Origin of the sequence: Aurantiacibacter luteus (assembly GCF_001010945.1) — a bacterium.
Classification (GTDB): domain Bacteria; phylum Pseudomonadota; class Alphaproteobacteria; order Sphingomonadales; family Sphingomonadaceae; genus Alteraurantiacibacter; species Alteraurantiacibacter luteus.
This window is the reverse complement of record NZ_LBHB01000001.1, coordinates 12,829-36,046: the sequence shown is the minus strand read 5'-3', so window position 1 is coordinate 36,046 and position 23,218 is coordinate 12,829. Positions and strand designations below refer to the sequence as shown.

Annotated in this window: 16 protein-coding genes; 7 read left to right on the top strand and 9 right to left on the bottom strand. The window is 68.5% G+C overall.

What is annotated here, in order from left to right:
• The first annotated feature begins 203 nt into the window (after window positions 1-203).
• Entirely contained in the window at window positions 204-2,171 is a 1,968-nt protein-coding gene (gene malQ, locus AAW00_RS00110; RefSeq protein ID WP_047002357.1) for a 4-alpha-glucanotransferase, read from the top strand.
• Here the strand turns inward: malQ and AAW00_RS00105 are convergent.
• The 7 genes from AAW00_RS00105 to AAW00_RS00075 form a co-directional block, all read right to left on the bottom strand.
• Window positions 2,168-3,634 carry a tryptophan halogenase family protein gene (locus AAW00_RS00105; RefSeq protein ID WP_047002356.1) on the bottom strand — a complete coding sequence of 489 codons (1,467 nt, stop codon included), beginning with the start codon at window positions 3,632-3,634 and terminating at the stop codon, window positions 2,168-2,170. The two genes, malQ and AAW00_RS00105, sit on opposite strands and share 4 nt — an antisense overlap.
• A complete protein-coding gene (locus tag AAW00_RS00100; protein WP_047002355.1) occupies window positions 3,631-5,673 on the bottom strand; it encodes a glycoside hydrolase family 97 protein in 2,043 nt (680 codons plus the stop codon). The genes AAW00_RS00105 and AAW00_RS00100 overlap by 4 nt, the downstream gene beginning before the upstream one ends.
• A complete protein-coding gene (locus tag AAW00_RS00095; protein ID WP_047002354.1) occupies window positions 5,670-7,265 on the bottom strand; it encodes an alpha-amylase family glycosyl hydrolase in 1,596 nt (531 codons plus the stop codon). The genes AAW00_RS00100 and AAW00_RS00095 overlap by 4 nt, the downstream gene beginning before the upstream one ends.
• Window positions 7,262-9,100 (bottom strand): alpha-amylase family glycosyl hydrolase, encoded by a 1,839-nt coding sequence (locus tag AAW00_RS00090; protein WP_047002353.1) that lies wholly within the window; start codon window positions 9,098-9,100, stop codon window positions 7,262-7,264. Before AAW00_RS00090 ends, AAW00_RS00095 begins: the two co-directional genes overlap by 4 nt.
• A complete protein-coding gene (locus tag AAW00_RS00085; protein WP_047003385.1) occupies window positions 9,097-10,614 on the bottom strand; it encodes a tryptophan halogenase family protein in 1,518 nt (505 codons plus the stop codon). Before AAW00_RS00085 ends, AAW00_RS00090 begins: the two co-directional genes overlap by 4 nt.
• A 105-nt stretch (window positions 10,615-10,719) precedes the next feature.
• Complete coding sequence (locus AAW00_RS00080; RefSeq protein WP_047002352.1) at window positions 10,720-13,530, bottom strand: TonB-dependent receptor; 2,811 nt, start codon at window positions 13,528-13,530, stop codon at window positions 10,720-10,722.
• Window positions 13,531-13,725: 195 nt separating this feature from the next.
• Window positions 13,726-14,421 (bottom strand): DUF6445 family protein, encoded by a 696-nt coding sequence (locus AAW00_RS00075; protein WP_047002351.1) that lies wholly within the window; start codon window positions 14,419-14,421, stop codon window positions 13,726-13,728.
• Between the two features lie 123 nt (window positions 14,422-14,544).
• Between AAW00_RS00075 and AAW00_RS00070 the strand changes: the two genes are divergently transcribed.
• From AAW00_RS00070 to AAW00_RS00050, 5 genes are all read left to right on the top strand, one after another.
• Complete coding sequence (locus tag AAW00_RS00070) at window positions 14,545-15,594, top strand: LacI family DNA-binding transcriptional regulator (RefSeq protein WP_047002350.1); 1,050 nt, start codon at window positions 14,545-14,547, stop codon at window positions 15,592-15,594.
• A 109-nt stretch (window positions 15,595-15,703) separates the two neighbouring features.
• Window positions 15,704-17,215, top strand: coding sequence for an MFS transporter (locus AAW00_RS00065; protein WP_047003384.1), 1,512 nt, complete (start codon window positions 15,704-15,706; stop codon window positions 17,213-17,215).
• 82 nt (window positions 17,216-17,297) lie between these two features.
• Window positions 17,298-18,185, top strand: coding sequence for an ROK family protein (locus tag AAW00_RS00060; protein WP_047002349.1), 888 nt, complete (start codon window positions 17,298-17,300; stop codon window positions 18,183-18,185).
• The gene (locus AAW00_RS00055) at window positions 18,185-19,522 is read left to right on the top strand and encodes a sugar porter family MFS transporter (RefSeq protein ID WP_047002348.1); all 1,338 of its coding nucleotides are present in this window, start codon (window positions 18,185-18,187) and stop codon (window positions 19,520-19,522) included. Before AAW00_RS00060 ends, AAW00_RS00055 begins: the two co-directional genes overlap by 1 nt.
• Window positions 19,519-20,919, top strand: a complete 1,401-nt coding sequence (locus AAW00_RS00050) for an alpha-amylase family glycosyl hydrolase (protein ID WP_047002347.1) — start codon at window positions 19,519-19,521, stop codon at window positions 20,917-20,919. The genes AAW00_RS00055 and AAW00_RS00050 overlap by 4 nt, the downstream gene beginning before the upstream one ends.
• Here AAW00_RS00050 and AAW00_RS00045 read toward each other — a convergent pair.
• On the bottom strand, window positions 20,916-21,368 hold the full coding sequence (locus tag AAW00_RS00045) for a MaoC family dehydratase (protein WP_047002346.1): 453 nt from the start codon (window positions 21,366-21,368) through the stop codon (window positions 20,916-20,918). The genes AAW00_RS00050 and AAW00_RS00045 overlap by 4 nt on opposite strands.
• Before the next feature lie 71 nt (window positions 21,369-21,439).
• Window positions 21,440-22,084 carry a hypothetical protein gene (locus AAW00_RS00040; protein WP_047002345.1) on the bottom strand — a complete coding sequence of 215 codons (645 nt, stop codon included), beginning with the start codon at window positions 22,082-22,084 and terminating at the stop codon, window positions 21,440-21,442.
• A gap of 164 nt (window positions 22,085-22,248) precedes the next feature.
• Between AAW00_RS00040 and AAW00_RS00035 the strand changes: the two genes are divergently transcribed.
• The gene (locus tag AAW00_RS00035) at window positions 22,249-23,214 is read left to right on the top strand and encodes a transglutaminase-like cysteine peptidase (RefSeq protein WP_082124851.1); all 966 of its coding nucleotides are present in this window, start codon (window positions 22,249-22,251) and stop codon (window positions 23,212-23,214) included.
• Window positions 23,215-23,218: the final 4 nt, after the last annotated feature.

The window sequence follows — 23,218 nt, the reverse complement described above, 5'->3', positions numbered from 1 at the left end:
GGTATCGGACGGCTTGGCTGGAGTCATGTCGTTCAAGGCCGGAATTCCCTGTGTTCTATTCGCAGTCGTGGCCTCTCCACGCGCCTGCCTAGCCGTGCGCGCACGCTCGCGGCAACCGCTTTCGCCCGCACGCCGACGTTTTCTTGTGCATTGCACCATCGGCTGTGACACACGGGCGACGGGTCAACCGGGATTGATTGAGCATGGCACTGAAAGAGGCGCTGCACGCGCTGGCAACGGCAGCGGGCGTGGCGCGCGAATGGCGCGACGTTGACGGGCACGACAACATCGTCAGCGACGAAACGTTGGATGCCGTCCTGCGGGCGATGGGTTTCGAGACGCAGAGCGCGGCGGGCATCGCGTGCGGCCTTGCCCGCCTCGCCCGCGAGGCCGAACAGCTGCCCGCCATGCTGGTGGTCGACGCGGGCCGGCCCATCACCCTGCACCGTCCCTGCACCCACGCCGAGGTGACCGGAGAGGACGGGGAGACCCGCACGCTGGAAATCGTGCGCGGCACGCCCGCCGCACCCTGGACGCCGGGGTATTACGACCTCGTGCTCGACGGCGAACACACGCGGCTGGCGGTCGCCCCGCACGATTGCCCGGTGCCCGATCCTACCCTGCCGCGGCCCTGGGGCGTTTCGCTGCAAATTCCGTCGCTGCGCGGACCGGCGGAGCGCGCCTTCGGCAATCTCGGCGAACTGGCCGGGGCGGTAGAGGCGCTGGCCGCGCGCGGGGCCGATGCCGTCGCGATCAACCCGCTGCACGCGCTGTTTCCCGGGGAAGGACGGCACTTCAGCCCCTATTCGCCCTCCAGCCGGCGCTTCCTCAACACCGCCATGGGCGATCCCGCCCTCGTGGGGCTCCCCGCATTCTCCCCGAGCGAAGGGGGCGATCTGATCGACTGGGAAAGCGCCCTGCCCGAACGCTTGGCCCAGCTGCGCGCCGTGTGGAATGCCCTTTCGCCGGGCGAGGCGGCAGCGATGGAGGCTGAAATGGCGCAGGCCGATCCGGGCATGGTGCGCCATGCCACGTTCGATGCGCTCTATAGCCACTTTGCCGCGCAGGGCGCCGGCGGCTGGCAGCAATGGCCGGCGGCCTACCACGACCCGGACGGAGCGGCGGTTGCCAGCTTCGCGCGCGAGCATGCGGACGAGGTGCGCTTCCACCTTTTTGCGCAGGTGCTCGCACAGCGAAGCCTTGCCGAGGTGCAGGGGCGAGCACGTAGCGCGGGGATGCGCGTGGGCCTCGTCGGCGATCTCGCGGTGGGGGTGAACCCCGGCGGCAGCGATGTGTGGTCGATGGGCGATGCCATGCTGCGCGGCCTGACCATCGGCGCGCCGCCCGATCCGCTGGGCCCGCTGGGGCAGAACTGGGGGCTGACCTCGTTCTCGCCCGTTGCCCTGCGCGAGGCGGCCTATGCCCCTTTCATCGCCATGCTGCGAGCGACGTTCGCGAGTGCGGGCGGCCTGCGCATCGACCATGCTTTCGGCCTCGCGCGGCTGTGGGTTGTGCCGGAGGGGCGCCAATCGACGGACGGCGTCTACCTGCGCTATCCCTTCGCCGAGCTCGTGCGGCTGGTGACGCTGGAGGCGCACCGTGCCGGGGCCGTCGTCATCGCAGAGGATCTGGGCACCGCGCCCACCGGCTTTACCGAGGCCATCGCCACGCGGCGGATGCTGGGAATGCGGGTGCTGTGGTTCGAGCGGGCGGCGGACGGCGGGTATATCGGCGCACCCGATTATCCCGCCGACGCCGTCGCCATGACCGGCACCCACGACACTGCGACCGTGGCGGGCTGGTGGCGCGGGCGCGATCTCGACTGGGCGGCGGCGCTGGGTCGACTGCCCGAGGGCATGAGCCGCGAAGAGGCGGCAAGCATCCGCGACTGGGACCGCGGGCTGCTGTGGTCGACCTTCGGCTGGCACGAGCCGCGCCCCGCCCCGGACGACCCGCAACGCGCCGTCGATGCCGCCATCGACCACGTCGCCCGCACGCCGTGCGCGATGGCCGTGGTGCCGATCGACGACCTGCTGGGGCTCGACGAACAGCCCAACCTGCCCGGCACCGTCACCGAGCATCCCAACTGGCAGCGGCGCTATGCGGGCGAGACGGCGGACCTGCTCGACGCCCCGCAGACCGCCGCGCGGATCGAGCGGCTGAACCGCTAGAGCGGCGCGAAGTTTTCCGCGCAGGCAGCCAGCATCGCGCGCGCGGCCTCGACATCGGCAACCGCCACGCCGGGCGGCGGAGGCTGCATCCGGGCGGCTGGCGGGAATGTGCCGTAGCCCGCAAACAGCGCGTGCCAGCTCATCGCGGCATAGGCGGGCTCGGCATATGTGCTGGCGTTGACCTCGGCCATGTCGCCATGGGTGAACCAGGCGGTGACCATGGCCCTGAGGTTGTTCGACAGCGCCTGGTTCGCCGCGTTATCGCGCCAGAAGGCCGTGTCGGTGCGCTGGTTCATCCTGTAATGCGCCACGATGTAGTCGCGCACGCTCTCGTAGCGCGCGGCGATCTGGCGATTGAACCTGTCGCGGTGCCGGGCGGAGAAGCCGCCTTCCTCGAAAGCCTCGGCGAATTCCAGTGCGGTGGCGATGACGATGTGCAGCGCGGTCGCCTCCAGCGGCTCGATGAACCCCTGCGCGAGGCCCGCGGCGAGACAGTTGCGGGTCCAGCTGTCTTCCAGCCGCCCGACCTTCATGCGGAGAAACCGCGCCTCGCCCGTGCTGCCGGTGGCGGCGCGCAGTTCGGCCTCGGCCTCCTCGTCGGCAAGGTAGCGCGAGGCATAGACGTAGCCGTTGCCCACCCGCGTGGTGAGCGGGATGCGCCAGCGCCAGCCGGCCTTCATGGCCACGGCCTCGGTCTGCGGCAGGTAGTGCGCGTCGCGCTCCGTCGGCATGACGACGGCGCGGTCGGCGAAGAGGTTGCTGTCGAAAGGCAGGAACTTGGCGCCCAGCGCGCCTTCCGCGATCAGCGCGCGAAAGCCCGAGCAATCGACGAACAGGTCACCTGCGATCCGCTCCCCGCCCTCGCAGACCAGCGCGGCGACGTCGCCGCCGTCGGTAAGCTCGACCTCAGCTACCTTCGCCTCGCGGTGAACGACGCCGCGGGGCCTCGCCCAGTCGCGCAGGAAAGCACCGAGCTTGTAGGCGTCGAAGTGGTAGCCGTAGCTCGGCGCGAAGGGGAAACTGGCGGATGGGTGCGGACCCTTGCCCTCGCTCGCCAGGCGCGCGGCGAGGAACCAGTCGTCGGGCAGCGCAGGCACATCGAACCCGCGACGCGCCAGCATGGCATTGTGAGTGAAACCGGGCTCGGTGTGCAGGTCCACCGGTCCGGGGAACGGGTGGAAGTAGCTGCCAAACCCCGGCCGCTCGCTCCAGCCGGTGAAGCGGATGCCGAGCTTGAAGGTGGCGTCGCAGGCGGCCATCCATTCGGCCTCGGCAATGCCAAGATGGTCGAACAGCGCCTTCAGCTGCGGGGTCGAACCCTCGCCCACGCCGATGATTCCGATCTCCGGGCTCTCGACGACGGTGACCTCACCGCCCCAGCGATGGTGCAGCAGACAGGCGGTGATCCAGCCCGCGCTGCCGCCGCCCAGCACGACGATGGAGGGCTTTTTCCCTTCGCTCACCGCACCGGCTGCAAGCGGATGGCAAGCCCGCCGCCCGGCGCGAGGTGGAAGGTGTGCTCCTCGCCCGCGCGAACCTCGAAAGTGTCGTAGGCGATGCTGTGCCGCGCCTCGGTGAGGTAGGTCGCCCCCTCGCCGTCCTTCCACACGCTGGCGCGGTAGGTTCGGCCGGGTTCGAGGAAGGCGAAGTCTAGCGTCACGTCGCGCGCCGTAGCATCGTTGATGCCACCGGCATACCAGTCCTCGGAGTTGCGATCCTTGCGCGCGAAGACGGCGTAGTCTCCGATGGCGCCCGCGACGAGGTGGCTCTCTGCCCAGTCGGCGGGAACGGCGCGGATGAATTCCAGCTCGCGCGGATGCGCCTCCAGGCTTTCGACGAAATCGGCGGCCATCTGGATCGGCGAATAGATCGCGAGGTAGAGGCCGAGCTGCTTCGCCAGCGTTGAGGCCATGGGCACGCCATTGTCGCCAACCAGCCCGAGTACGCCGGGGGTATAGTCCATAGGCCCGCTGAGCATCCGGGTGTAAACCAGCGTCGGTTCGTGATCGGGGCCGTTCCCGAAGGCGCTCCAGGCGTTGTATTCCTGCCCGCGCGCACCCTCGCGCGCCACCCAGTTGGGATAGGTTCGCCTGAGGCCGGTATCCTTCACCGGCTCGTGCGGGTTGACGGCGACGCGGTTCTCCGCGGCTTCCTGCACCACGCGCAGGTGGTGCTGCACCTGGCGCTGGCCGTCGTGCCATTCCATCACTTGCCCCTCGCACGGGTCGGCGATGTCGGCGTTGCAGCTGATGATCGAGCCCGCGTCGGCGACGTAGCCGGTCTTGACCACGTCCACGCCCAGCCGCCCGTAGAGCGCCATGGCATCGGAAAGCTGTGCCTCGTAATTGGCGATGTTGCCGCCGGTCTCGTGGTGGCCGATCACGTGCACGCCGCGCTCGCGGGCATAGGCCGCCAGCCCTTCGAGGTCGAAGTCGGGATAGGCACGGGTGAAGCTAAAGTCGCGCCCGTTGCCGAACCAGGTGCCGTCCCAGCCGTAATCCCAGCCTTCCACCAGCACCCCGCGAAAGCCGTTCTCGGCGGCGAAGTCGATGTACTGGCGGGTGCGTTCGGTCGTCGCGCCGTGGCGGTCGCCCTGCGCCCACGACCAGCGGCCCGAGATCATGCCCCACCAGATGCCGATGTACTTGGCCGGCTCAAACCAGCTGACATCGCCCAGAACGTTGGGCTCGTTGAGGTTGAGTTCGAGGTCGTTCTCGACCAGCCCGGCGGCATCGTCGGATACGCGCAGCGTGCGCCATGGCGTGGTGAAGGCGCCGGTGCGCACCACCTTGGCCCCGCGGCTCGACGGCGCGAGGACGGAGCGGAAACGCTGCCCGTCCATGCGCTGCAGCCACATGCCCGAATAGTCGACCAGCGCCGCCTCGTGCATCGAGAGGTGCGTGCCGTCGTAGAGGCGGAAGGTGATCGGCGTGTGCGCCAGCCCCACCGCACTGATCGCGCTGTTCTGGTAGAGCTGCTCGTAGCGGTTCCAGTCGCCTGCCGGAATCCACCAGGCCTCACCCGCGGGGGCGATGTTGAACTCGGTCAACTCCTCGGCAATGCGGGTTTCCGGGTGATCGGCGCGTTCGGGAAACTCGTAGCGGAAGCCCACGCCGTCATCGAACAGGCGCAGGCGTACGGTGAACTCGCGCGCCAGGTCGTCCTGCTGGCGAAAGGTGACGGCGAGCTCGTTATGGCGGTCGGTGACGAACTGGCGTTCCCCCCACGGCTGCTCCCAGGTGCTCTCGGCGCTGGACGTGCCCTGCGCGACGACGGCGAAATTGCGCCGCAACGGGTCCTCGTCCTCGATGTTGAAGCCTAAGCCGGAGGGCGCGATCAGCGGCTCGCCGTCGCGCGTCACGCTCCAGTTGGGCTTTCCCTCGCCGTCCACGGTCAGCGTTGCCGTCATCCGCCCGTCGGGCGAGGCGACGCTCTGCGCCAGCGCGGCGGTGGAGGTCAGCAGCAGGGCGGCGAGCGAGAGGGTCGTGCGAAGAAGGGTCATATCTGTACCACCAGGGCTGCGTAGGGAGGGAGGGTGTCGCAGGTCGCGCCGTTGATGGTGGCGAGCACCGTTCCTTGCGCCTCATTCTCGACAAGCGCGATGTCGCCCGAACCGAGATTGAAGAAGGTGCGGATGCAATCGTCGTCGTGGCGGCGGCCGAGCACCAGCAGGTCGCCGCGCGTTTCGCAGCGCGTGACCCGCCCGCACAGCAGGGCCGGATTCGCCTTGCGCAGGGCCAGCATGGCGCGGGTATGGGCGAGGAGCGAATGCGGATCGCCCTCCTGCAAGGCAGCGGCGCGGGCGAGGTTTTCCTCACCGTGCGGCAGCCACGGCGCCTCGTGCCCGAAGCCGCCATCTGCTCCGTTGTCCCACGGCATGGGCGTGCGCGCGCCATCGCGGCTGAGGGTCAGCGGCCAGTTGGCTATGGCCTCGGGATCGTGGAGCTGTTCGAAGGGGATCTCGACCTGCAACAGACCCAGTTCCTCGCCCTGATAGAGGATGGCGTTGCCGCGAAGGCAGGCGAGCAGCGCGATCTTGAGCCGGGCAAAGGCCTCGCGGTCGCTCTCGTCCACCCAGCGGCTCAGCGCGCGCGGCGCGTCGTGGTTCTCGAAGGCCCAGCTCGGCCAGCCCACGCCGTCCTCGTCGGGCCAGTCCGCCAGCGCCGCGCAGACGAGGCCGGGCGTCAGTCGGTCGGCATAGAGGAAGTTGAAGCCGTAGGCCGAGTTGAGATGCGTCTCGCCCGCGGTGAAGGCCTTCATCTCGGCATGCGCCTCGTCCCCGCCCACCTCGGCGACGGTGAAGATCGCATCGTAGCGGTCGGTCAGCGCGCGGATGCGCTCGATGAAGCGCGGGATGTCGGGGTGCGACTGATTGTGCTTCTTCAGTTGGAAATCGAAGGGCCGCGTGCGCGGCTTGTCGGTGGCGGGCGCGGGCGGATTGTCGGTCAGCGCCGGGTCGTGCATCGCGAAGTTCAGCGCATCGATGCGGAAGCCGTCGACGCCGCGATCCAGCCAGAAGCGCATGACATCCAGCACCGCGTCCTGAACGGCCGGGTTGTGCAGGTTCAGCTGCGGCTGGCAGCTGAGGAAGTTGTGCAGGTAGTATTGCCGCCTGCGGGCATCCCAGGTCCATGCGGGACCCCCGAAAACGGATTGCCAGTTCGACGGCGGCGACCCGTCGGGCTTGGGGTCCGCCCAGACATACCAGTCGTTCTTCGGACCGGTTCTGTCGGAGCGGCTGGCGGCAAACCATTCGTGTTCGTCGGACGTGTGCGAATAGACCTGGTCGATCAGCACCTTCAGGCCGAGGTCGTGCGCGCGGGCGACCAGCGCGTCGAAATCCTCCAGCGTGCCGAAGATCGGGTCGACGGCGCGGTAGTCGGAAACGTCGTAGCCGAAATCCTTCATCGGGCTGGCGAAGAAGGGGCTGACCCAGATGGCATCGACGCCGAGCCGCGCGACATGGTCGAGGCGACTGGTGATACCCGGCAGGTCACCGATCCCGTCGCCGTTGGAATCCATGAAGCTGCGCGGATAGATCTGGTAGATCGCCGCACCCTTCCACCAAGGCCGTTCGCTGGAAAGCTCGATCATCGGGCAGTCTCGCTGACCCGGCACACGGCCCAGCCGAAGGCGGGGAGCGCGAAAGCGGCGCTGCCCGGCGCGCTGACGGCGGCGGGGCACTCGCCTGCGAGCGTCTGGAAGGTGCGTGCATTGCTGCCGAGCCAGACATTGGCGCTGCGCGGCGCATCGCTGGTGTTGAACACGGCGAGGTATTCCGCGCCGCTATCGGGGTCGAAGCGGCTGACAGCGAAGACGCCCGGCTCCTGCTCGTAATGGCGCACCTGCTGGCGGCCGCGGGTAAAGGCCGGGTGCTCGCGGCGGATGGCGCTGAAGGCGGCGATCAGGCGGTAGAGCGGGTGGGCGGTGTCGAAGTTGCTGTCCGCCGTGGTGGCGCGAGTGCCGATGAGGACGTTGTCGTTGTATTCCGCCGTCCGGCTGGGGAACATGTCCTCGCGCGCGCGCTGGTCGTTGCCGTCGCCGACGAAACCCTGCTCGTCACCGTAATAGACCGTCGGGCTGCCGCGCAGGCTCAGCATCATCGCGTGGCCGAGCAGGACGCGGGCGAGCAGTTCCTGCTGGCCGATACCGGGCATGTCCTCGCGCAGCAGCGTGGAGAAGCGGCCCATGTCGTGATTGCCAAGGAACGTCGGCAGGGTGCGCGCGGTCTCCTCGCCGCCTTCGTAGAGCACGTCGCCGTCGAACATGTGGGCGAGAACGACCGTTCCCTGTCCCCTGCCCAGCGTCTCTCGCATGGCGGCCTGGAAGGCGAAATCGAGCACGGCGGGCAATTGGTCGCGGCGGGTGTATTCGGCGATGTATCCGTTATCCGGCACGTCCTTGTAGACCTCGCCGAACATGTGGAAGTTCGGGATGCCGGCGGCGGTGGCACAGGCTTCCATCGCGGGGACGAATTCCTGCCAGAAGCCCGGATCGACATGGCGCGCGGTGTCGATGCGGAAGCCGTCGACGCGGGTGCGGGTGATCCAGTCGCAGAAGATCTCCTGCATTCCGGCGCGCACGCGCGGGTGCTCGGTGAACAGGTCGTCGAGCCCCGCGAAGTCGCCGAAGCGGCTGTCCTCGCCGGTGAAGCTGCTGTTGCCGCGGTTGTGGTAGTAGATCGGATCGTTGAGCCAAGCGGGCACCTTCACGCTCCGCTCGGCCTCGGGCACGACCGGCTGGTAGGCGTAGTTCGGATCGGTCAGGCGGGCGAAGTTTTCCGCGCTCGAATCCTCATGGCCGGTGAAGCCGGGATTGATGGCCGCGCCGTCCACCCCGCCACGGGTGGAATAGGGGTAATCGCCCAGGCTGCGGTATTCGAAGTTCGTCTCCGGCCCGTCGGCGTAGGTGATGACGTCGGCGGTGTGGTTGGTGATGATGTCCATGTAGACCTTCATCCCGCGCGCGTGGGCGGCTTCGACGAAGGCGGTGAATTCCGCCTGCGTGCCGAAGTGGCCGTCGGGCCGGGTGAAGTCCGCCACCCAGTAGCCGTGATAGCCCGCGCTCTCGTCGCCCGGCGGGCCCTGCACCGGCTTGTTCTGGAAGATCGGCGCGAACCAGATGGCGGTGACGCCCAGCCCCTCGAGATAGTCGAGGCGGCTGGTCAGGCCCGCCAGGTCGCCGCCGTGGAAGAAGCCGCGCGCGGCCGGGTCGAAGCCGGTGGCGAGCCGGTCGCCGGTGAAGTCGCCGGTATCGTTCGAGGGATCGCCGTTCTCGAAGCGGTCGGGCAGGACGAAGTAGATGATTTCCTCGCTCGGCTCACGCGCGAGATAGGTGCCGGCCGGGGCGAGCGGCGCGCCGGCAGGCGGGACCGTGGCGCACCCGGAGAGCAAGGCGGCAGCGAGACCGAGGGCAAAGATGGCTTTCATGCGGGTTCTTTCGCGCTCTGGGCGCCGACGTAATCGGCAAGGAAATCGAGATGGCGTGGCATGGGCTTCACCTGTTCCACCAATGCGGCCTCGGTCTGGGCCAGCATGGCGGCGAGGTCCGCTTCAGGGAGCGCATCGGCGAGCGGGTTGTAGCCCTCGGCCTCAACCCCCTGTCCTGCGAGCACCTGGAACCAGCCGACCTCGGTGAACAGTTCCTCGTGCTCGCGGTGGATGAACCCGGCCTCGCGCCACAGCGCCAGCTTGGCGACGAGCGTTTCGGGCAGGGCCATGTGGCGCACGTGGTCCCAGAACGGCTCGCCCTCGCGCCGGTTGGCGGTGTAGTGAAGGATGAGGAAATCGCGGATGCGCTCCCACTCGAACGCGGCCTGGCCGTTGAACCAGTCGCGCGCCGCCGGGCTCGCCTCGCCCTCTGCGGGCATGACCGCGAGGAAGCGGCTGATGGCGGACTGGACAAGGTGGATGCTGGTCGATTCCAGCGGCTCCATGAACCCGGCGGCAAGGCCCAGCGCGAGGCAGTTTGCCTGCCAGTGGACGCGGCGCTTGCCGGTGGTGAAGCGGATGGGGCGCAGATCGCCCTGCGGCTCGCCGTCGAGATTGGCGAGCAGCGTGGCGCTCGCCTCGTCGTCCGAGAGGTGCGCGCTCGAATAGACGAGCCCGTTGCCGATGCGGTGCTGGAGAGGAATGCGCCACTGCCACCCGGCCTGCCTTGCGATGGAGCGGGTGAACGGTGTGAAGTCGCCTCCGCCAGCGCAGGGCACGGCCATCGCGCGGTCGCAGGGCAGGACGTGCGACCAGTCGTCGAACCCGGTGCCCAGCGCCTCGCCGATCAGCAGCGCGCGAAAGCCGGTGCAGTCGAAGAAGAAGCGACCCGGTAGTTCCCGGTTGCCGTCCAGGCGGAGTGCGGCGATCGCGCCGCTCTCGCCGTCGAGTGCGACGTGTTCGATGACACCCTCGACCCGCTCCACCCCGCGCGCCTCGGCATAGCGGCGCAGGTAATTGGCGTAGAGCCCGGCATCGAAGTGATAGGCGTAGGGCATCTCCTGCCCCGCCTGCGTCCTGCCGCGCTGCATCCGCATGGTGCGCGCGGCGAGTTCGTTCAGCGAATAGCGTTGCAGCGGCTTGGCGAGCCCCAGTCGCTTCGCGCGCAGCCAGTAATGCTGGAACGGCAGGGTGCCCAGCGCGCGGCCCACATTGCCGAAGGCGTGCATGTAACTCTCGCCCTCGCGCAACCAGCCGTCGAAACTAATGCCGAGCTTAAAGCTGCCCTTGGTCTCGCGCAGGAATTCCGCCTCGTCGAGGCCCAGCGCGCCGTTGAACAAGTGGATCTGCGGGATCGTGGCCTCGCCCACCCCGACGGTGCCGATGGCCTCGCTCTCGACCAGCGCGATGCGGCTGCCGGGCGGGGTGAAGCGGGCAAGGGCCGCTGCGCACATCCAGCCGGCGGTCCCGCCGCCGGCGATCACGAAGTCGTATGGTGCGCTTGCCGTCGTCATTTCGTCCTCGAGCCTGCCGCGGGCAGCGTGGCCCGGTCGGCAGGAGCGATACAGGAAACCGGCGGGGAGCATAGGGAGGAGCACTCCCCGCCGGTCCTTGACCGATCAGAAGCGGTAGGAGGCTCCGATCAGGTAGGTGCGACCATACTGTTCGTAGTCGATGATCTGCGCGTTATCGCCGTTCTGGAACGAGATGAACGGCTCGTCCGTCAGGTTCAGCGCCTGCAGCGTGACCGACAGTCCATCGAGCGCGCCGTCCTGGAAACGGTAGCCGATCTGTGCGTCGAAGATCGACTCCGCCTCGGTTTCGCGGAAGGCGCGGCTGGCCGAGATACCGATGAACTCCGCGAGGAATTCGGTGCGGTAGCGGTGGCTGACGCGCGCCTCGAAACCGCCGGTCTCGAAGAACAGCGTGGAGTTGACCACCCACTTCGAAAGGCCCGGAACGTCGGTGTCGAATGGGTCGCCCTGGTCCGGCGTGATCTGCAGCTGGCTGTCGGTGTAGGCCACGCTGGTCTGAAAGCCGAAGCCGTCCAGCGCATCACTGAACACGCTGAAGGGCAGCGACATGCTCGCCTCGACGCCGAAGATGTGACCTTCGGCCGCGTTGTCCGGTCCGCCGACGAAACCCAGCGTGTTGTTGCCGGTGGCCGCGAAGGCCGCCCGCTGCTGGGCGTTGAGGATCGGCACGAGGTAGCTGAAGTCGCGCACCACGACCGCGTTCGGGTTCACGAAGTCGGACAGCCACTTGTAGTAGCTGGCGAGCGCGAAGTAGCCCTGGCGCCCGGCAAAGTAGTGCTCGAACGAGGCGTCGATGCTGTCCGCCACGTAGGGGCGCAGTTCGGGGTTGCCGCCACCGCCGCTGAAGATGGTCCGCTGACCGGCCAGCACGGTGTTCGCGATACCCGCGTTGTACGAGGCGTTCAGCTGGTCCATGCGCGGACGGGCCAGCGTGCGCGCCGCGCCGACGCGCAGCAAGGTGTTGTCGGCCACCTCGAAGCTGAGCGTGGCGCTCGGCAGGACGTGGAAGTACTCGTCGCCGCCCGCGGTCGGGATCAGCTGCGCGCCGATACCGCCGCTGGAGCTGAAGCCGGTCGAGCTCTGGTCGGTGTAGACGAACTGCAGGCCGGCGTTGCCGGTCATCGGCAGGCCAAGCAGCGTGGTGTCCATGTCGAACCGGGCATAGCCGGTGTAGACCTTCTCGTTCACCGTCCAGTCGCCGGGGAACGGCAGGTCCGAACTCTGCACGTCGGTCAGCACGTAGGTGCCGTTGTTCAGCAGCACGAACGGATCGTAGGCGACCTGCGGCCCGAAGCCGAGGAAGCTGAGCGACGAGGTCGGGTCAAGCAGCGCTTCGGCGGGGATCGGCAGGCGCGTCACTGCACCCTGGCTGGCATAGACCGAGGGGCCGCCCGCCAGGCTGAGGAAGTTTTGCGTGATGTCGCGCGACTTGGTGCGGTCTTCGTAGGACAGGCCCAGGACCACGGCTTCCAGCCCTTCGAAGGCATCGCGCGCCAGAGCCGCCTCGGCACGGATCGTCCACAGGTCGTCGTTGGTCGAGGTATCGTTGATGAAGCCCGCCTGCACGATGCCGCCCGCACCCCAGCCGCGCGGATCGGTCAGCTGGATGAGGTTGGTGTTCGAGTAATCGATGACGTTGTCGAACTGGAACGGGAAGCCGTCCGGCTGGCGGGTGTAGGTCACCGTGTCCGACGTGGTGCCGCGCGCCGCATAGCTGAGGCCGGAGTAGCTTTCGATCTGCTGCAGGCGACGATCGGCGCTCGAATAGGCGACGTCGAGGCTGAGCAGGACGTCTTCGGTATCGTAACTGGTGTTCCAGCCGATGGCGAAGGTCTCGGTGTCCTTGCGGTCGTAGTCGTTGCGCACGACCGGCTGCACGCCGGTGAAGGTCACGCTGTCGGGAAAGTCGCCGCCGCTGCTGCCGGTGATCGTGGTGCCCGCGCCCCAGCCGGGATTCAGCGGGAACTCGATGCCGCGCATCGGAATGCGCTCGCGGTAGTCGGCGTAGAACACGTCGATGGTGGAGTTCCACTCAGGGGTCGGCTCGAATTCCAGCGTGCCGAATACGCCAAGGCGGTCCAGATCGACCGAGCGGGCGAAGGGCTTCATGCCGCCCAGCACCATCTGGCCCGAATCGTCGGGATAGCCCCAGGCGTTGAAGCGCTGCACCTGGCTCGGGCTCGACTGATAGGCAACGCCCAGCGCCACACCGATGGTGTCGTCGGCGAACTGGTCGACATAGGTGCCGGTGGCGCGGTAGCCCCAGCCCTCGAGATCGGGATTGAGCGAGCCGTCCTCGTTGAATTCGAGACGGCCACTGAGCGAGACGATGCGGTCGGCCTGGTCGAGCGGACGGATCGTGCGCAGGTCCACGGTGCCGGCAAGGCCCTGACCGATGAGGCCGGCAAACGGGGTCTTGTAGACGACGCCCGAGTTGATGAGCTCAGAGGGATACTGGTCGTATTCGACGGCGCGGTTGTCGCCCGAGGAGACGAGCTGTCGGCCGTTCAGCAGCGAGGTGCCGTAGTCCGGGCCGAGGCCGCGGATCGACAGGCTCTGCGCGCGGCCGTTGATCCGCTGCACGGCGAGGCCGGGCAGGCGGCCCAGCGTTTCGGCGATCGAGATATCGGGCAGCTTGCCAATGTCCTCGGCGCTGAAGGCCTCGACGATGACCGTGCTCTCGCGCTTGGTGTTGATCGCGCTTTCCAGCGCCTGGCGGTAGCCGGAGACGATGATCGCATCGCCTTGGGCGACGTCGTTCTGGTCGCCGACGGTGGCCTCGTCCGACTGGTCGGCGGGATCGACCTGCGCCTGCGCGACACCCGGCAGGGCGAAGGCGGCGACGGCGAAGGCGGTGGTGCTGGCGCCAGCGCGCAAGAAGTTACGGATGGTCATAGGGTCCCCGGTGAAAAGGCCGGTCGGACGACGTGCGTCGCTTTCCGGCGTCCTGCTCCAAAAAGCGGGCCTTGGGACTTGCCGCCCCGCCTCGCTTGCCCTCTCGCTTACCGGGCGGCGGCGCGCATTAGGAAGACAGCATACGTATACGCATCATGCGCACCTGCCGGCGCTGTGGCCGAATTGCCGCAGGCCCTACGCCTTGAGGAAGAGGTTGAGCGTGAGGCGCCCGACGCGCGGATCGGCATCGGGCACGAAGCCTTCATGCGGGGCGGCGCAGTGCAGGGTGTTGCCGCGGTAGGCGATCATGCGGCCCGCCGCGCCGTCGACCTTGAACGTCCGCTCGAACAGGGGCGAGCTATCGCCGATGTAGGCGGCCTCGGGCAGGCCGTGGCGCGCCGTCCCGGCATCGAGCGCGGTGCGGTAGGCATCGAAGCGCGCGGCATCCACGCTCTCGAACCCGGTCGCGCGCTGGCGATAGAAGGCCGTGCCGCCAGCCATGTCGTCCGACAGGTAGAGCAGCACCGCGATCCGGCCCGGCTCCACCCCGTCGAAGTGCGGCAGGCGCTGGATCGGGGCAAGGTCGGCTGGGGCCAGGGTGACGAGGCTGAGGTAACATTCGAAGTAGCGCGGTTCGGCCGCCAGCCCGAAGGCATCGCGCATCGTCGGCAGCAACGGCTCCACCAGCGGCATGGCGATGGCGTCCGATACCGGGGCGCGCAATCCGGGATAGAAGGGGCCGATCGGGCGGTAGGAATGGCGCGCGGCGATGGCGCGCACCAGCGGCAGGTCGGCGAGCGCATCCTCGACGCTGAGCAGCGGCTGCGCCTCCGCGCCGAAGGTGGACAGCGTGGCGCGGTGGGCGGGCGAGAGGGCGAGCGGGGATGTCATCGGCGCAAATGTCACACCCGCCATGCAACCCGAAGCCCGTGTTGGCAATCGCGCCCGCGCGCGATACACCTCTATGCAATCGCGCGGGCGGAGAGGAGCCTGTCCCGCGCGAGGGGAGAGCACATGGGACGCGCGCCCACTGGTCGGCCGACCAGCTTCGATATCGCCTACCTGGCCGGGGTTTCGCAGCCCACCGTCAGCCGTGCGCTGCGCGGCGACAAGGCGGTGAGCGAGGCGACGCGTGAGCGCATCCGGCAGATCGCCCGCGACCTCAATTACACCGTCGACAAGAACGCGAGTTCGCTGCGCTCCCAGCGCTCCAACACCATCGCCCTCTTGTTCTTCGAGGATCCAACGCCCGACGAGAGCATGATCAATCCCTTCTTCCTCGCCATGCTGGGATCGATCACCCGCGCCTGCGCCAGCCGGGGGCTGGACCTGCTGATCTCTTTCCAGCGCATGGAGGACGACTGGCACGTCCAGTACCAGGACAGCCACCGCGCCGACGGGCTGATCCTTCTCGGCTACGGCGACTACACGCTCTACGAGGAGCGGCTGGAGCAATTGCAGCGGCAGGGCACCCATTTCGCGCGCTGGGGATCGGTCACCAGCGATGCGACGGGATCCACCATCGGCTCCGACAACTTCGGCGCGGGTCGGCTGGTGGGCGAACACCTGATCGCGCAAGGGCGCAGGCGGCTCGCCTTTATCGGGCACGCCGACGAGCATTACCCCGAATTCGCCCAGCGTTACCGCGGCATGTGCCGGGCGCTGGTGGATGCCGGGCTCTCGGCCGAAGGTGCCCTGCAGCACGATGCCATCACCACCGAGCAGGCAGGCCACGCGGCGATGCTCGCGCTGCTGGAGCGCGGCGAGCGGCCCGACGCCATCTTCGCCGCCAGCGACCTCATCGCCATGGGGGCCATGCGCGCGCTGTCCGAGTGCGGCCTGTCGGTGCCGGGCGACGTTGCCGTGGCGGGCTTCGACGACATCCCCGCCGCCAGCCTCACCTCGCCGCCGCTGACAACCATCATGCAGGACATTCGCGGCGCGGGCGAGCGACTGGTGGAAACGCTGCTCTCCCGCATCGAGGATCGCGAGGCGCCCGATGCGCGCCTACCCACCCGCCTGATCGTGCGCGGCAGCACGGGAGTGTCCGCCCCCACACCGTAGGCGCGCGTATTCGTATGCAGCTTGTGGCGCGCCGCGCGCTGTGCCAGCCATCGCGGCAAGGCGCAGCCGGGCGAAGACCCGCGGCGCGCCGCCGGGAAAGGGACTGCAAATGCAAAAGCCTCGCCAGACCTTCAGGGGTCTGTGGAACATCAGCTTCGGCTTCTTCGGCATCCAGATCGGCTTCGCGCTACAAAATTCCAATATGAGCCGCGTGTTCCAGACGCTGGGCGCGAGCATGGACGACCTGCCCGCGCTGTGGGTCGCCGCGCCGCTTACGGGGCTGATCGTGCAGCCGATCATCGGCCACATGTCCGACCGCACGTGGAACCGGCTCGGCCGTCGCCGGCCCTACTTCCTGACCGGCGCCGTACTCGCGGCCCTCGCGCTGCTGCTGATGCCCCTTGCCCCGGCCTTCGGCGCGCCGCTGCTGTTCGCCGCTGCGATGCTGTGGGTGCTCGATGCCAGCCTCAACATCTCCATGGAGCCCTTTCGCGCCTTTGTCGGCGACATGCTGAACACCGACCAGCACAGCGCCGGATACGCGGTGCAGACGGCCTTCATCGGCGCGGGCGCGGTGGTCGGATCGATCTTTCCCTTCCTGCTCGAGCACCTCGGTGTCGCCAATGTCGGTGCGCCGGGAGAAATACCCGATACCGTCAAGTGGAGCTTCTGGGCGGGTGGAGCGGCGCTGTTTGCGGCGGTGATGTGGACCATCGTGACCACGCGCGAATACAGTCCAGAGGAACAGGCGGCTTTCCACGGCGCGGAGCCGGTCGAGACAGAAGCGCCCATGCGCATGCTGGCGAGCAGGAGCTATGCATCGAGCGGCCTGTGGATCGTGGCGGGCGCGGTGGTCTGCGCCATTGTCGCCCTGCTCGATCTCGAGAAGGAACTGCTGCTACTCGGTGGATTGCTGGCCGTTTATGGCGTGCTCAGTGCTGTCGCCATCTCGATGGCCAAGCAGGGCCGCAGCGCAAATATGCTCTCCAGCATCGTGGGCGACTTCTCCGGCATGCCGGAGGTGATGAAGCGCCTCGCCGTGGTGCAGTTCTTCACCTGGTCGGCGCTGTTCATAATGTGGATCAACACCACGCCCGTCGTCACGCAATACGTTTTCGGCAGCACCGACACCGCCAGCGCCGCTTACAATGAAGGCGCAAACTGGGTGAACGTGCTGTTCACTGTCTACAATGGCGTAGCCGCCCTCGCCGCGCTGGCTCTTCTCCCGGCGATGAGCCGCCGCTTCGGGCAGGTGACCACCCACGCGATCTGCCTGGTGCTGGGCGCTATCGGCTTCCTGATGTTCTTCTTTGTGCGCGACGCGCAAGTGCTGCTGCTGGCCGAGGTCGGCATCGGCGTGGCCTGGGCAAGCATCCTCGCGATGCCCTACGCCATCCTCGCCAGTAACCTGCCGCAGGCCAAGCTCGGCATCTACATGGGGCTGTTCAACGTCTTCGTAGTGGTGCCGCAGTTGCTGGTGGCGACGGTGATGGGGCAGATTATGCTCTGGCTGTTCCCTGGAGAGCCGATCTGGACGATGCTGTTCGCCGCCGCCGTGTGGCTGATCTCCGCCGCCTTCATGCTGCGGGTCAGGGCCGCGCTGCCGCAGTCCGCCGCCTGATGCGAGCGGCTGCGATCCTGACCTATGGGGCGCTGTCCGGCGGCGCGAGGGCGCCCGCAGCCCGCCGTGCGGAAATCGTCCGATGAGCCTGATCGGCGCCATCGAGGCGGGCGGCACGAAATTCGTCGCCGCGCTCGCGCGCCGCGACGGCACGCTGCTCGAGCGCGCGCGGATCGACACCCGCGCGCCCGACCAGACCTTTGCCGAACTCGCCGACTGGTTCGCCGCCGCATCCGCCCGCCACTGCAAGATCGCGGCCTTCGGCGTCGCCAGCTTCGGCCCGCTTGACCTCGATCCCGCCTCGCCCACCCACGGCAGCTTCACGACCACGCCCAAGCCCGGCTGGAGCGGCGCGAACTGGCATCGCGCGCTCGAACGCTTCGGCGTGCCCGTGGCCATCGATACCGATGTCAACGGTGCGGCCATGGGCGAGTGGATGGCGGGCGCAGGACGCGGCAAGCGAACGGTCGCCTACACCACGGTCGGCACCGGCATCGGCACCGGCGTGGTGACGGAGGGCCACCCGCTCGCGGGGGCCTCGCACTACGAGATGGGCCACGTGCGTCCCGCCCGCCCCGCGCACGATGATGGCTGGCCGGGCAACTGCCCCTATCACGGCGACTGCCTGGAAGGGCTCGCCAACGGCCCGGCGATCCTCGCGCGCTGGGGCCACGACCTGTCCGCCGCGAGCGAGGAGCAGGTGGCGCTGATCGCCGACTATCTCGCGCAGTTCGCCATGTCGCTGGCGCTGATGCACGTGCCCGACGTGATGGTCTTCGGCGGCGGCGTGCTCAAGGCGCCCGGCCTGCTCGATATGCTGCGCGAGAAAACGCGCGCGCAGCTCGCGGGCTATTCCGCCTTCTACGACCGGCCCCTGGACGAGGTGATCGTCGCGCCGCAGCTGGGCGACGACGCCGGGATCACCGGCGCGGTGGCGCTGGGACGCGCGGTACTGGAGGGGCAAGGCTGATGGGCAAGTCTGCGAGCTGGGCGCTGGTGGCGGCGCTGGCGGGGTTCCTGTTCGGCTTCGATACCGCCGTCATCTCCGGCGCGGAGCAGGCGGTGCAGCGGGTGTGGCAGATGTCCGACGCGCTCCACGGCCTCGCCATTTCCGCCGCGCTCTGGGGCACGGTGGTCGGCGCGCTTTTCGGCGGCTGGCCGTGCGACCGCTTCGGGCGCAAGCGGACGCTGATCTGGATCGGCGTTCTCTACGCCGTCTCGGCGCTGGGCAGCGCGCTCGCCTGGGACCCGGTCAGCTTCATGCTGTTTCGCCTGATCGGCGGCCTCGGCGTAGGAGCGAGCTCGGTCGCCGCGCCCGCCTACATCGCCGAAATCGCCCCGCGCGAACACCGTGGCCGGCTGGTCGCATTGTTCCAGACGATGATCGTTCTCGGCATCCTCGTCGCCTTTGCCTCCAACTACGCGCTCGGCGGCACGGGCGACGACGACTGGCGCTGGATGCTCGGTATGGAAGTGCTGCCCGCCGCGCTCTACCTCGCCGCCACATTCGCTATTCCCGAAAGTCCGCGCTGGCTGCTGGTGCAGCGGGGCGAAGAGGCGAAGGCCCGCGACATCCTCGCCGCGATCAACCCCGCCACCGCCGACGAAACGCTCGCCGCCATCCGCGCCGAGGCGGCGGAAGACGCGCGCGCCATCAAGTGGGGCCGCTTCTTCGACGGGCACCTCAAGCGCCCCATTCGCCTCGCGGTGCTGATCGCCTTCTTCAACCAGCTCTCCGGCATCAACGCGATTATCTACTACGCCCCGCGCATTTTCGAGATCAGTGGCGCGGGGACCAGCACGGCGCTGCTGGCGACGGTGGGCGTGGGGGTAGTCAACCTCGTCTTCACCCTCGTCGGCCTGCTGCTGATCGACCGCGCGGGGCGCAAGCGGCTGATGCTGATCGGCTCGGTCGGCTACCTCGTCTCGCTCGGCATGACCGCCTATGGCTTCGCCAGCGGACAGCTGGGCATCGTTCTGCCGTTCATTCTCGCCTTCATTGCCGCCCATGCCGTGGGCCAAGGCGCGGTGATCTGGGTCTACATAAGCGAGATCTTCCCCAGCGCCGCGCGCGCCAAGGGGCAGTCGCTGGGCGCGGGCACGCACTGGGTCTTCGCCGCCGCGCTGACACTGGTGATGCCTGCCGTCCTCGCTTCCGTGTCGCCGGTGGCGATCTTCCTGTTCTTCGCCGGCATGATGGCGCTGCAACTGGTCTGGGTTCTCGTCTCGATGATCGAGACCCGTGGCCGGGCACTGGAAGACGTCGCCGCCGAGCTCTCCCCCGCTCACAAGGGACCAACGCCATGAAACTTGCCTGTCTCGCCGCCGCGCCGCTCCTCGCGCTCTCCGCCTGTGCCACGGTGCCCGCCGCGCAAACCGCCGCCGCCGACCCGTGGCAACCGCAGCCCTTCGTGCAGATCGAACACCCCGAGTGGAGCCGCAACGCCGTGCTCTACCAGATCAACACCCGCCAGTTTACACCGGAGGGCACCTTCCGCGCCGCCCAGCGCGAGCTGCCGCGCCTGCGCGAGCTGGGCGTCGACATCCTCTGGCTCATGCCCATCCACCCCATCGGCGAAGTGAACCGCAAGGGCACGCTCGGCAGCCCCTACTCGGTGCGCGACTACTACGCGGTGAACCCGGAGTTCGGCACCGAGGCGGAGTTCCGCAGCTTCGTCGATGCGGCCCACGCGCAGGGCTTTCGCGTCATCCTCGATCTCGTCGCCAACCACACGGCCTGGGACAACGCGCTCGCGAGCGAGCACCCCGACTGGTACGAGAAGACCTGGGACGGCCATTTCCGCCCCACCCCCTGGTGGGACTGGTCCGACATCATCGATCTCGACTGGTCGCAGCCCGGCGTGCGCGAGCACGTGGGCGGGGCAATGGAGCACTGGGTGCGCGATTTCGGCGTCGACGGCTTCCGCGCCGACGTGGCGGGCTACGTCCCGGTCGATTTCTGGGAGACCATGCGCGCCCGGCTCGACGCCATCCGGCCCGTCTTCATGCTCGGCGAGGTGCAGCAGACGAGCTATCACCGCGCATCCTTCGACGCGACCTATGCGTGGGACTGGCACAACGCGACCAAGCGCATCGCGCAGGGGCAGTCCGATGCCACCGGGCTGTTCGGCTACTACGCCGAGGACGAGAGCCTGTGGCCGCGCGAATCCATGCGCATGACCTACATCGAGAACCACGACAGCAATGCGTGGGAAGGCACGATCTACGAGAACTACGGCGCGGCCCTGGAGGCTATGACGGCGCTCAGCTTCACCGGCGACGGCCTGCCGCTGATCCACAACGGGCAGGAAGCCTGTAACGCCAAGCGGCTGGAGTTCTTCGAAAAGGACCCGATCGACTGGAGCCAGGGCGAAAACTGCGCCTACGGCACGCTGCTGCACGACCTCATCCGTTTCCGCGACGCCAATCCGGCGCTGGAGAACGGCCAGTGGGGCGCGACCATGCAGCAGGTGGTGACCGACCGGCCGCAGCAGATGTTCGCATGGGTGCGGCAGGAAGGCGGCAACAAGGTCGTCGGCCTGTTCAACCTCTCGGCCCAGCCGGTAACGGCGCGGCTGGCGGACGGGCTGGCGGCGGGCAGTTACAGCGAGTTCCGCGGCAATGCGCCGGTGCGGCTCGCCGCGGGCGACAGCGTGACGCTGCCCGCCTGGGGGTTCCGCCTGCTTTCGGCGGGATCGCGCTAGGCGCCGCTGCCCCGGATCAGCGCCATGCGCAGGCACTCGCAGGCGACCTCGTCCCGCTGGTTGAGCAGGCGATGGCGAAAGGTGATGATGCCCGATCCGGGGCGCGACTTGCTCTCGCGCTTGTCCACCACCTCGGTCTCGGCGCGCATGGTGTCGCCGATGAAGGTGGGGTTGGGGTGCGCCAGCTTGTCGTAGCCCAGGTTCGCCACCAGCGTGCCGAGCGTGGTGTCGCCCACCGACAGGCCCACCATCAGCGCAAAGGTGAAGGTGCCGTTGACGAGGATCTGCCCGAACTCGCTCGCCTTTGCCGCCTCGGCATCGAGGTGCAGCGGCTGCGGATTGTGGGTCATGGCGGAGAACAGCAGGTTGTCCGTCTCGGTCACCGTGCGACGAATTTCGTGCGCCATCGTCTCGCCCACCTGCCACTCGTCGAAGAACTTGCCCGCCATCGCCTCTCGCTCCTTTGGCCGGAGCGCCTGCCACAGTTCGCCGCGCGGCGAAAGGCGGCAGCGGTGCGGGCTCAGGTGGAGACTTGTAGCACGTCCGATACCGGGTCGTAGCGGATGACGATGCCCGACTGGCGCAGCGCATCGAAGGCCACGAAGCGGTCGCCGTCGACCACCCGCGCGGCGAGGTCGCCCGGCAGCACGCGGCGCAGGTCGGTGGCCGAGATATAGAGGCGCGAGGCATCGTTGATGGTGATCGCCACCTCGCCCACCCCGCGCCCGTCGATGGTCATGGGCTTGCGAACCTCCAGCCCGACGCGCGCAAGGGTGGCCGATCCGAGATCGAAATCGGTGCGGATCACCTCGCGCCCGTCGGCCAGCAGCTGGGCGCGCGGCAGAGGGGGAGCGCGCGTGCCGGTGGCGGCGACAGGCGCGTCGCCTGGAACCGGCAGCTCCGCTTCGATCGCGTCGCCCAGCGTGGAAGGGTCTGCCGTCGTGATGGGCTCGGCCGTCCCCGCATCGGCGGCGAGTTGCGCGGGAGCGAGCGCGAAACCTCGCTGCTCGCGAGGTGCCGCTGCGCTTCCATCGGGCCAGCCATCGGCGCGATGCCAGCCGAAAGCGTCGGACTGGATCGCGACGATCCCGCCGACCACCGCCAGCAGGTAGACCCAGATCACGACTTCGTGCCTGCCGACTTTTTCTTCGCGCCAGAACCGCATGGCCTTGCCCCCCCGGGCCGAAGATTACGCCCGGCGCGCCGCGGCGACAACCGATTCCTGCATCTTGCCGGTTCCGGCTCGTCAAGGCGCGCGATCATGGTTGCGGCGCAGTTAACCCTGTTCCCCCACGCAACCTTAGACGGTGCGGCCGCAAAGCGCCGAGCATGGTCAGGAAACCCCTTTTCGGCGTCCACGCCCGGTCCCGGTCCGCAGCCCTGCTGGCGGCGGGTCTGGCGCTCGGCGTGCTGCCCGTCGCGGCTTCGGCAACGGCGCTGCCCGGCGCGGTCGTCGCCGCGGTAGCCGCTGGCGCTCCGGCCTTTTCGTGCGAAAGCCTGCCCGCGCAGGCGAGTTTGCAACCCGTCACGCCGGGCGTTGCCGGCGAAGCCAAGTCCGCCGCCATCCTCGGCGGCGCGCCGAGCGCGCTCGACCTCATCCGGCAGCAGCAGGCGGCATCGCTCGCGGCGGTCGAGGTGGTTGCGGTGCAGCAGGTCGCGCTGGAACGCGCGCAGGCGGAAACCTGCCTGGTGGGTACAGCGATCGACCTCCTGCCGCGCCGTTTCGAGCCGATGGCCGCACCCCTGCCGGCGCCCCCGATCGCGGGCGCGCACGAAGGCTTCCTCGCCACCGCCGTCGTCCGCATCGGCCGCACGCCGTTTTCGCGCGAATGGGACCGCGTTTCGCACAGCGCGCTGGGCCCGGGCCGCGTCACCGCGCTCGTCGGCGAGGCCTCGCCCGATGCCGCGGACACGCTGCGGCGCGTCAATGCATGGGTCAACACGCACATCGCCCCGGTCGAGGACAGTGTGGGGCGCGGCGCACGCGATTACTGGGCCACCGCTGGCGAGACGCTGGGCGCAGGCTTTGGCGATTGCGAGGACTATGCCATCCTCAAGTATCAGATGCTCGCCGCGCTGGGTTTCGACAGTAGCACCATGTATCTGACGCTGGCGCGCGATCTCGTGCGGAATGCCGACCACGCCGTGCTGGTGGTGCGGGTGGACGGGCAGCACTTCCTGCTCGACAACGCCGTGGACGCGGTGCTGCCGGCGGACCAGTCCTACGACTATCGCCCGACGATGAGCTTCAACAGCGAATCCAGCTGGCTGCACGGTTACGCCGGCCGCTCGTAAGCGA

What these genes read in the sequence shown, in the direction of transcription:
- AAW00_RS00050 (WP_047002347.1), top strand. Translation starts at nt 19,519, where the DNA reads ATGAAACTTGCCTGTCTCGCCGCCGCGCCGCTCCTCGCGCTCTCCGCC.
- AAW00_RS00040 (WP_047002345.1), bottom strand. Translation starts at nt 22,084, where the DNA reads ATGCGGTTCTGGCGCGAAGAAAAAGTCGGCAGGCACGAAGTCGTGATC.
- AAW00_RS00100 (WP_047002355.1), bottom strand. Translation starts at nt 5,673, where the DNA reads ATGACCCTTCTTCGCACGACCCTCTCGCTCGCCGCCCTGCTGCTGACC.
- AAW00_RS00075 (WP_047002351.1), bottom strand. Translation starts at nt 14,421, where the DNA reads ATGACATCCCCGCTCGCCCTCTCGCCCGCCCACCGCGCCACGCTGTCC.
- AAW00_RS00035 (WP_082124851.1), top strand. Translation starts at nt 22,249, where the DNA reads ATGGTCAGGAAACCCCTTTTCGGCGTCCACGCCCGGTCCCGGTCCGCA.
- AAW00_RS00045 (WP_047002346.1), bottom strand. Translation starts at nt 21,368, where the DNA reads ATGGCGGGCAAGTTCTTCGACGAGTGGCAGGTGGGCGAGACGATGGCG.
- malQ (WP_047002357.1), top strand. Translation starts at nt 204, where the DNA reads ATGGCACTGAAAGAGGCGCTGCACGCGCTGGCAACGGCAGCGGGCGTG.
- AAW00_RS00085 (WP_047003385.1), bottom strand. Translation starts at nt 10,614, where the DNA reads ATGACGACGGCAAGCGCACCATACGACTTCGTGATCGCCGGCGGCGGG.
- AAW00_RS00090 (WP_047002353.1), bottom strand. Translation starts at nt 9,100, where the DNA reads ATGAAAGCCATCTTTGCCCTCGGTCTCGCTGCCGCCTTGCTCTCCGGG.
- AAW00_RS00055 (WP_047002348.1), top strand. Translation starts at nt 18,185, where the DNA reads ATGGGCAAGTCTGCGAGCTGGGCGCTGGTGGCGGCGCTGGCGGGGTTC.
- AAW00_RS00065 (WP_047003384.1), top strand. Translation starts at nt 15,704, where the DNA reads ATGCAAAAGCCTCGCCAGACCTTCAGGGGTCTGTGGAACATCAGCTTC.
- AAW00_RS00070 (WP_047002350.1), top strand. Translation starts at nt 14,545, where the DNA reads ATGGGACGCGCGCCCACTGGTCGGCCGACCAGCTTCGATATCGCCTAC.
- AAW00_RS00095 (WP_047002354.1), bottom strand. Translation starts at nt 7,265, where the DNA reads ATGATCGAGCTTTCCAGCGAACGGCCTTGGTGGAAGGGTGCGGCGATC.
- AAW00_RS00060 (WP_047002349.1), top strand. Translation starts at nt 17,298, where the DNA reads ATGAGCCTGATCGGCGCCATCGAGGCGGGCGGCACGAAATTCGTCGCC.
- AAW00_RS00080 (WP_047002352.1), bottom strand. Translation starts at nt 13,530, where the DNA reads ATGACCATCCGTAACTTCTTGCGCGCTGGCGCCAGCACCACCGCCTTC.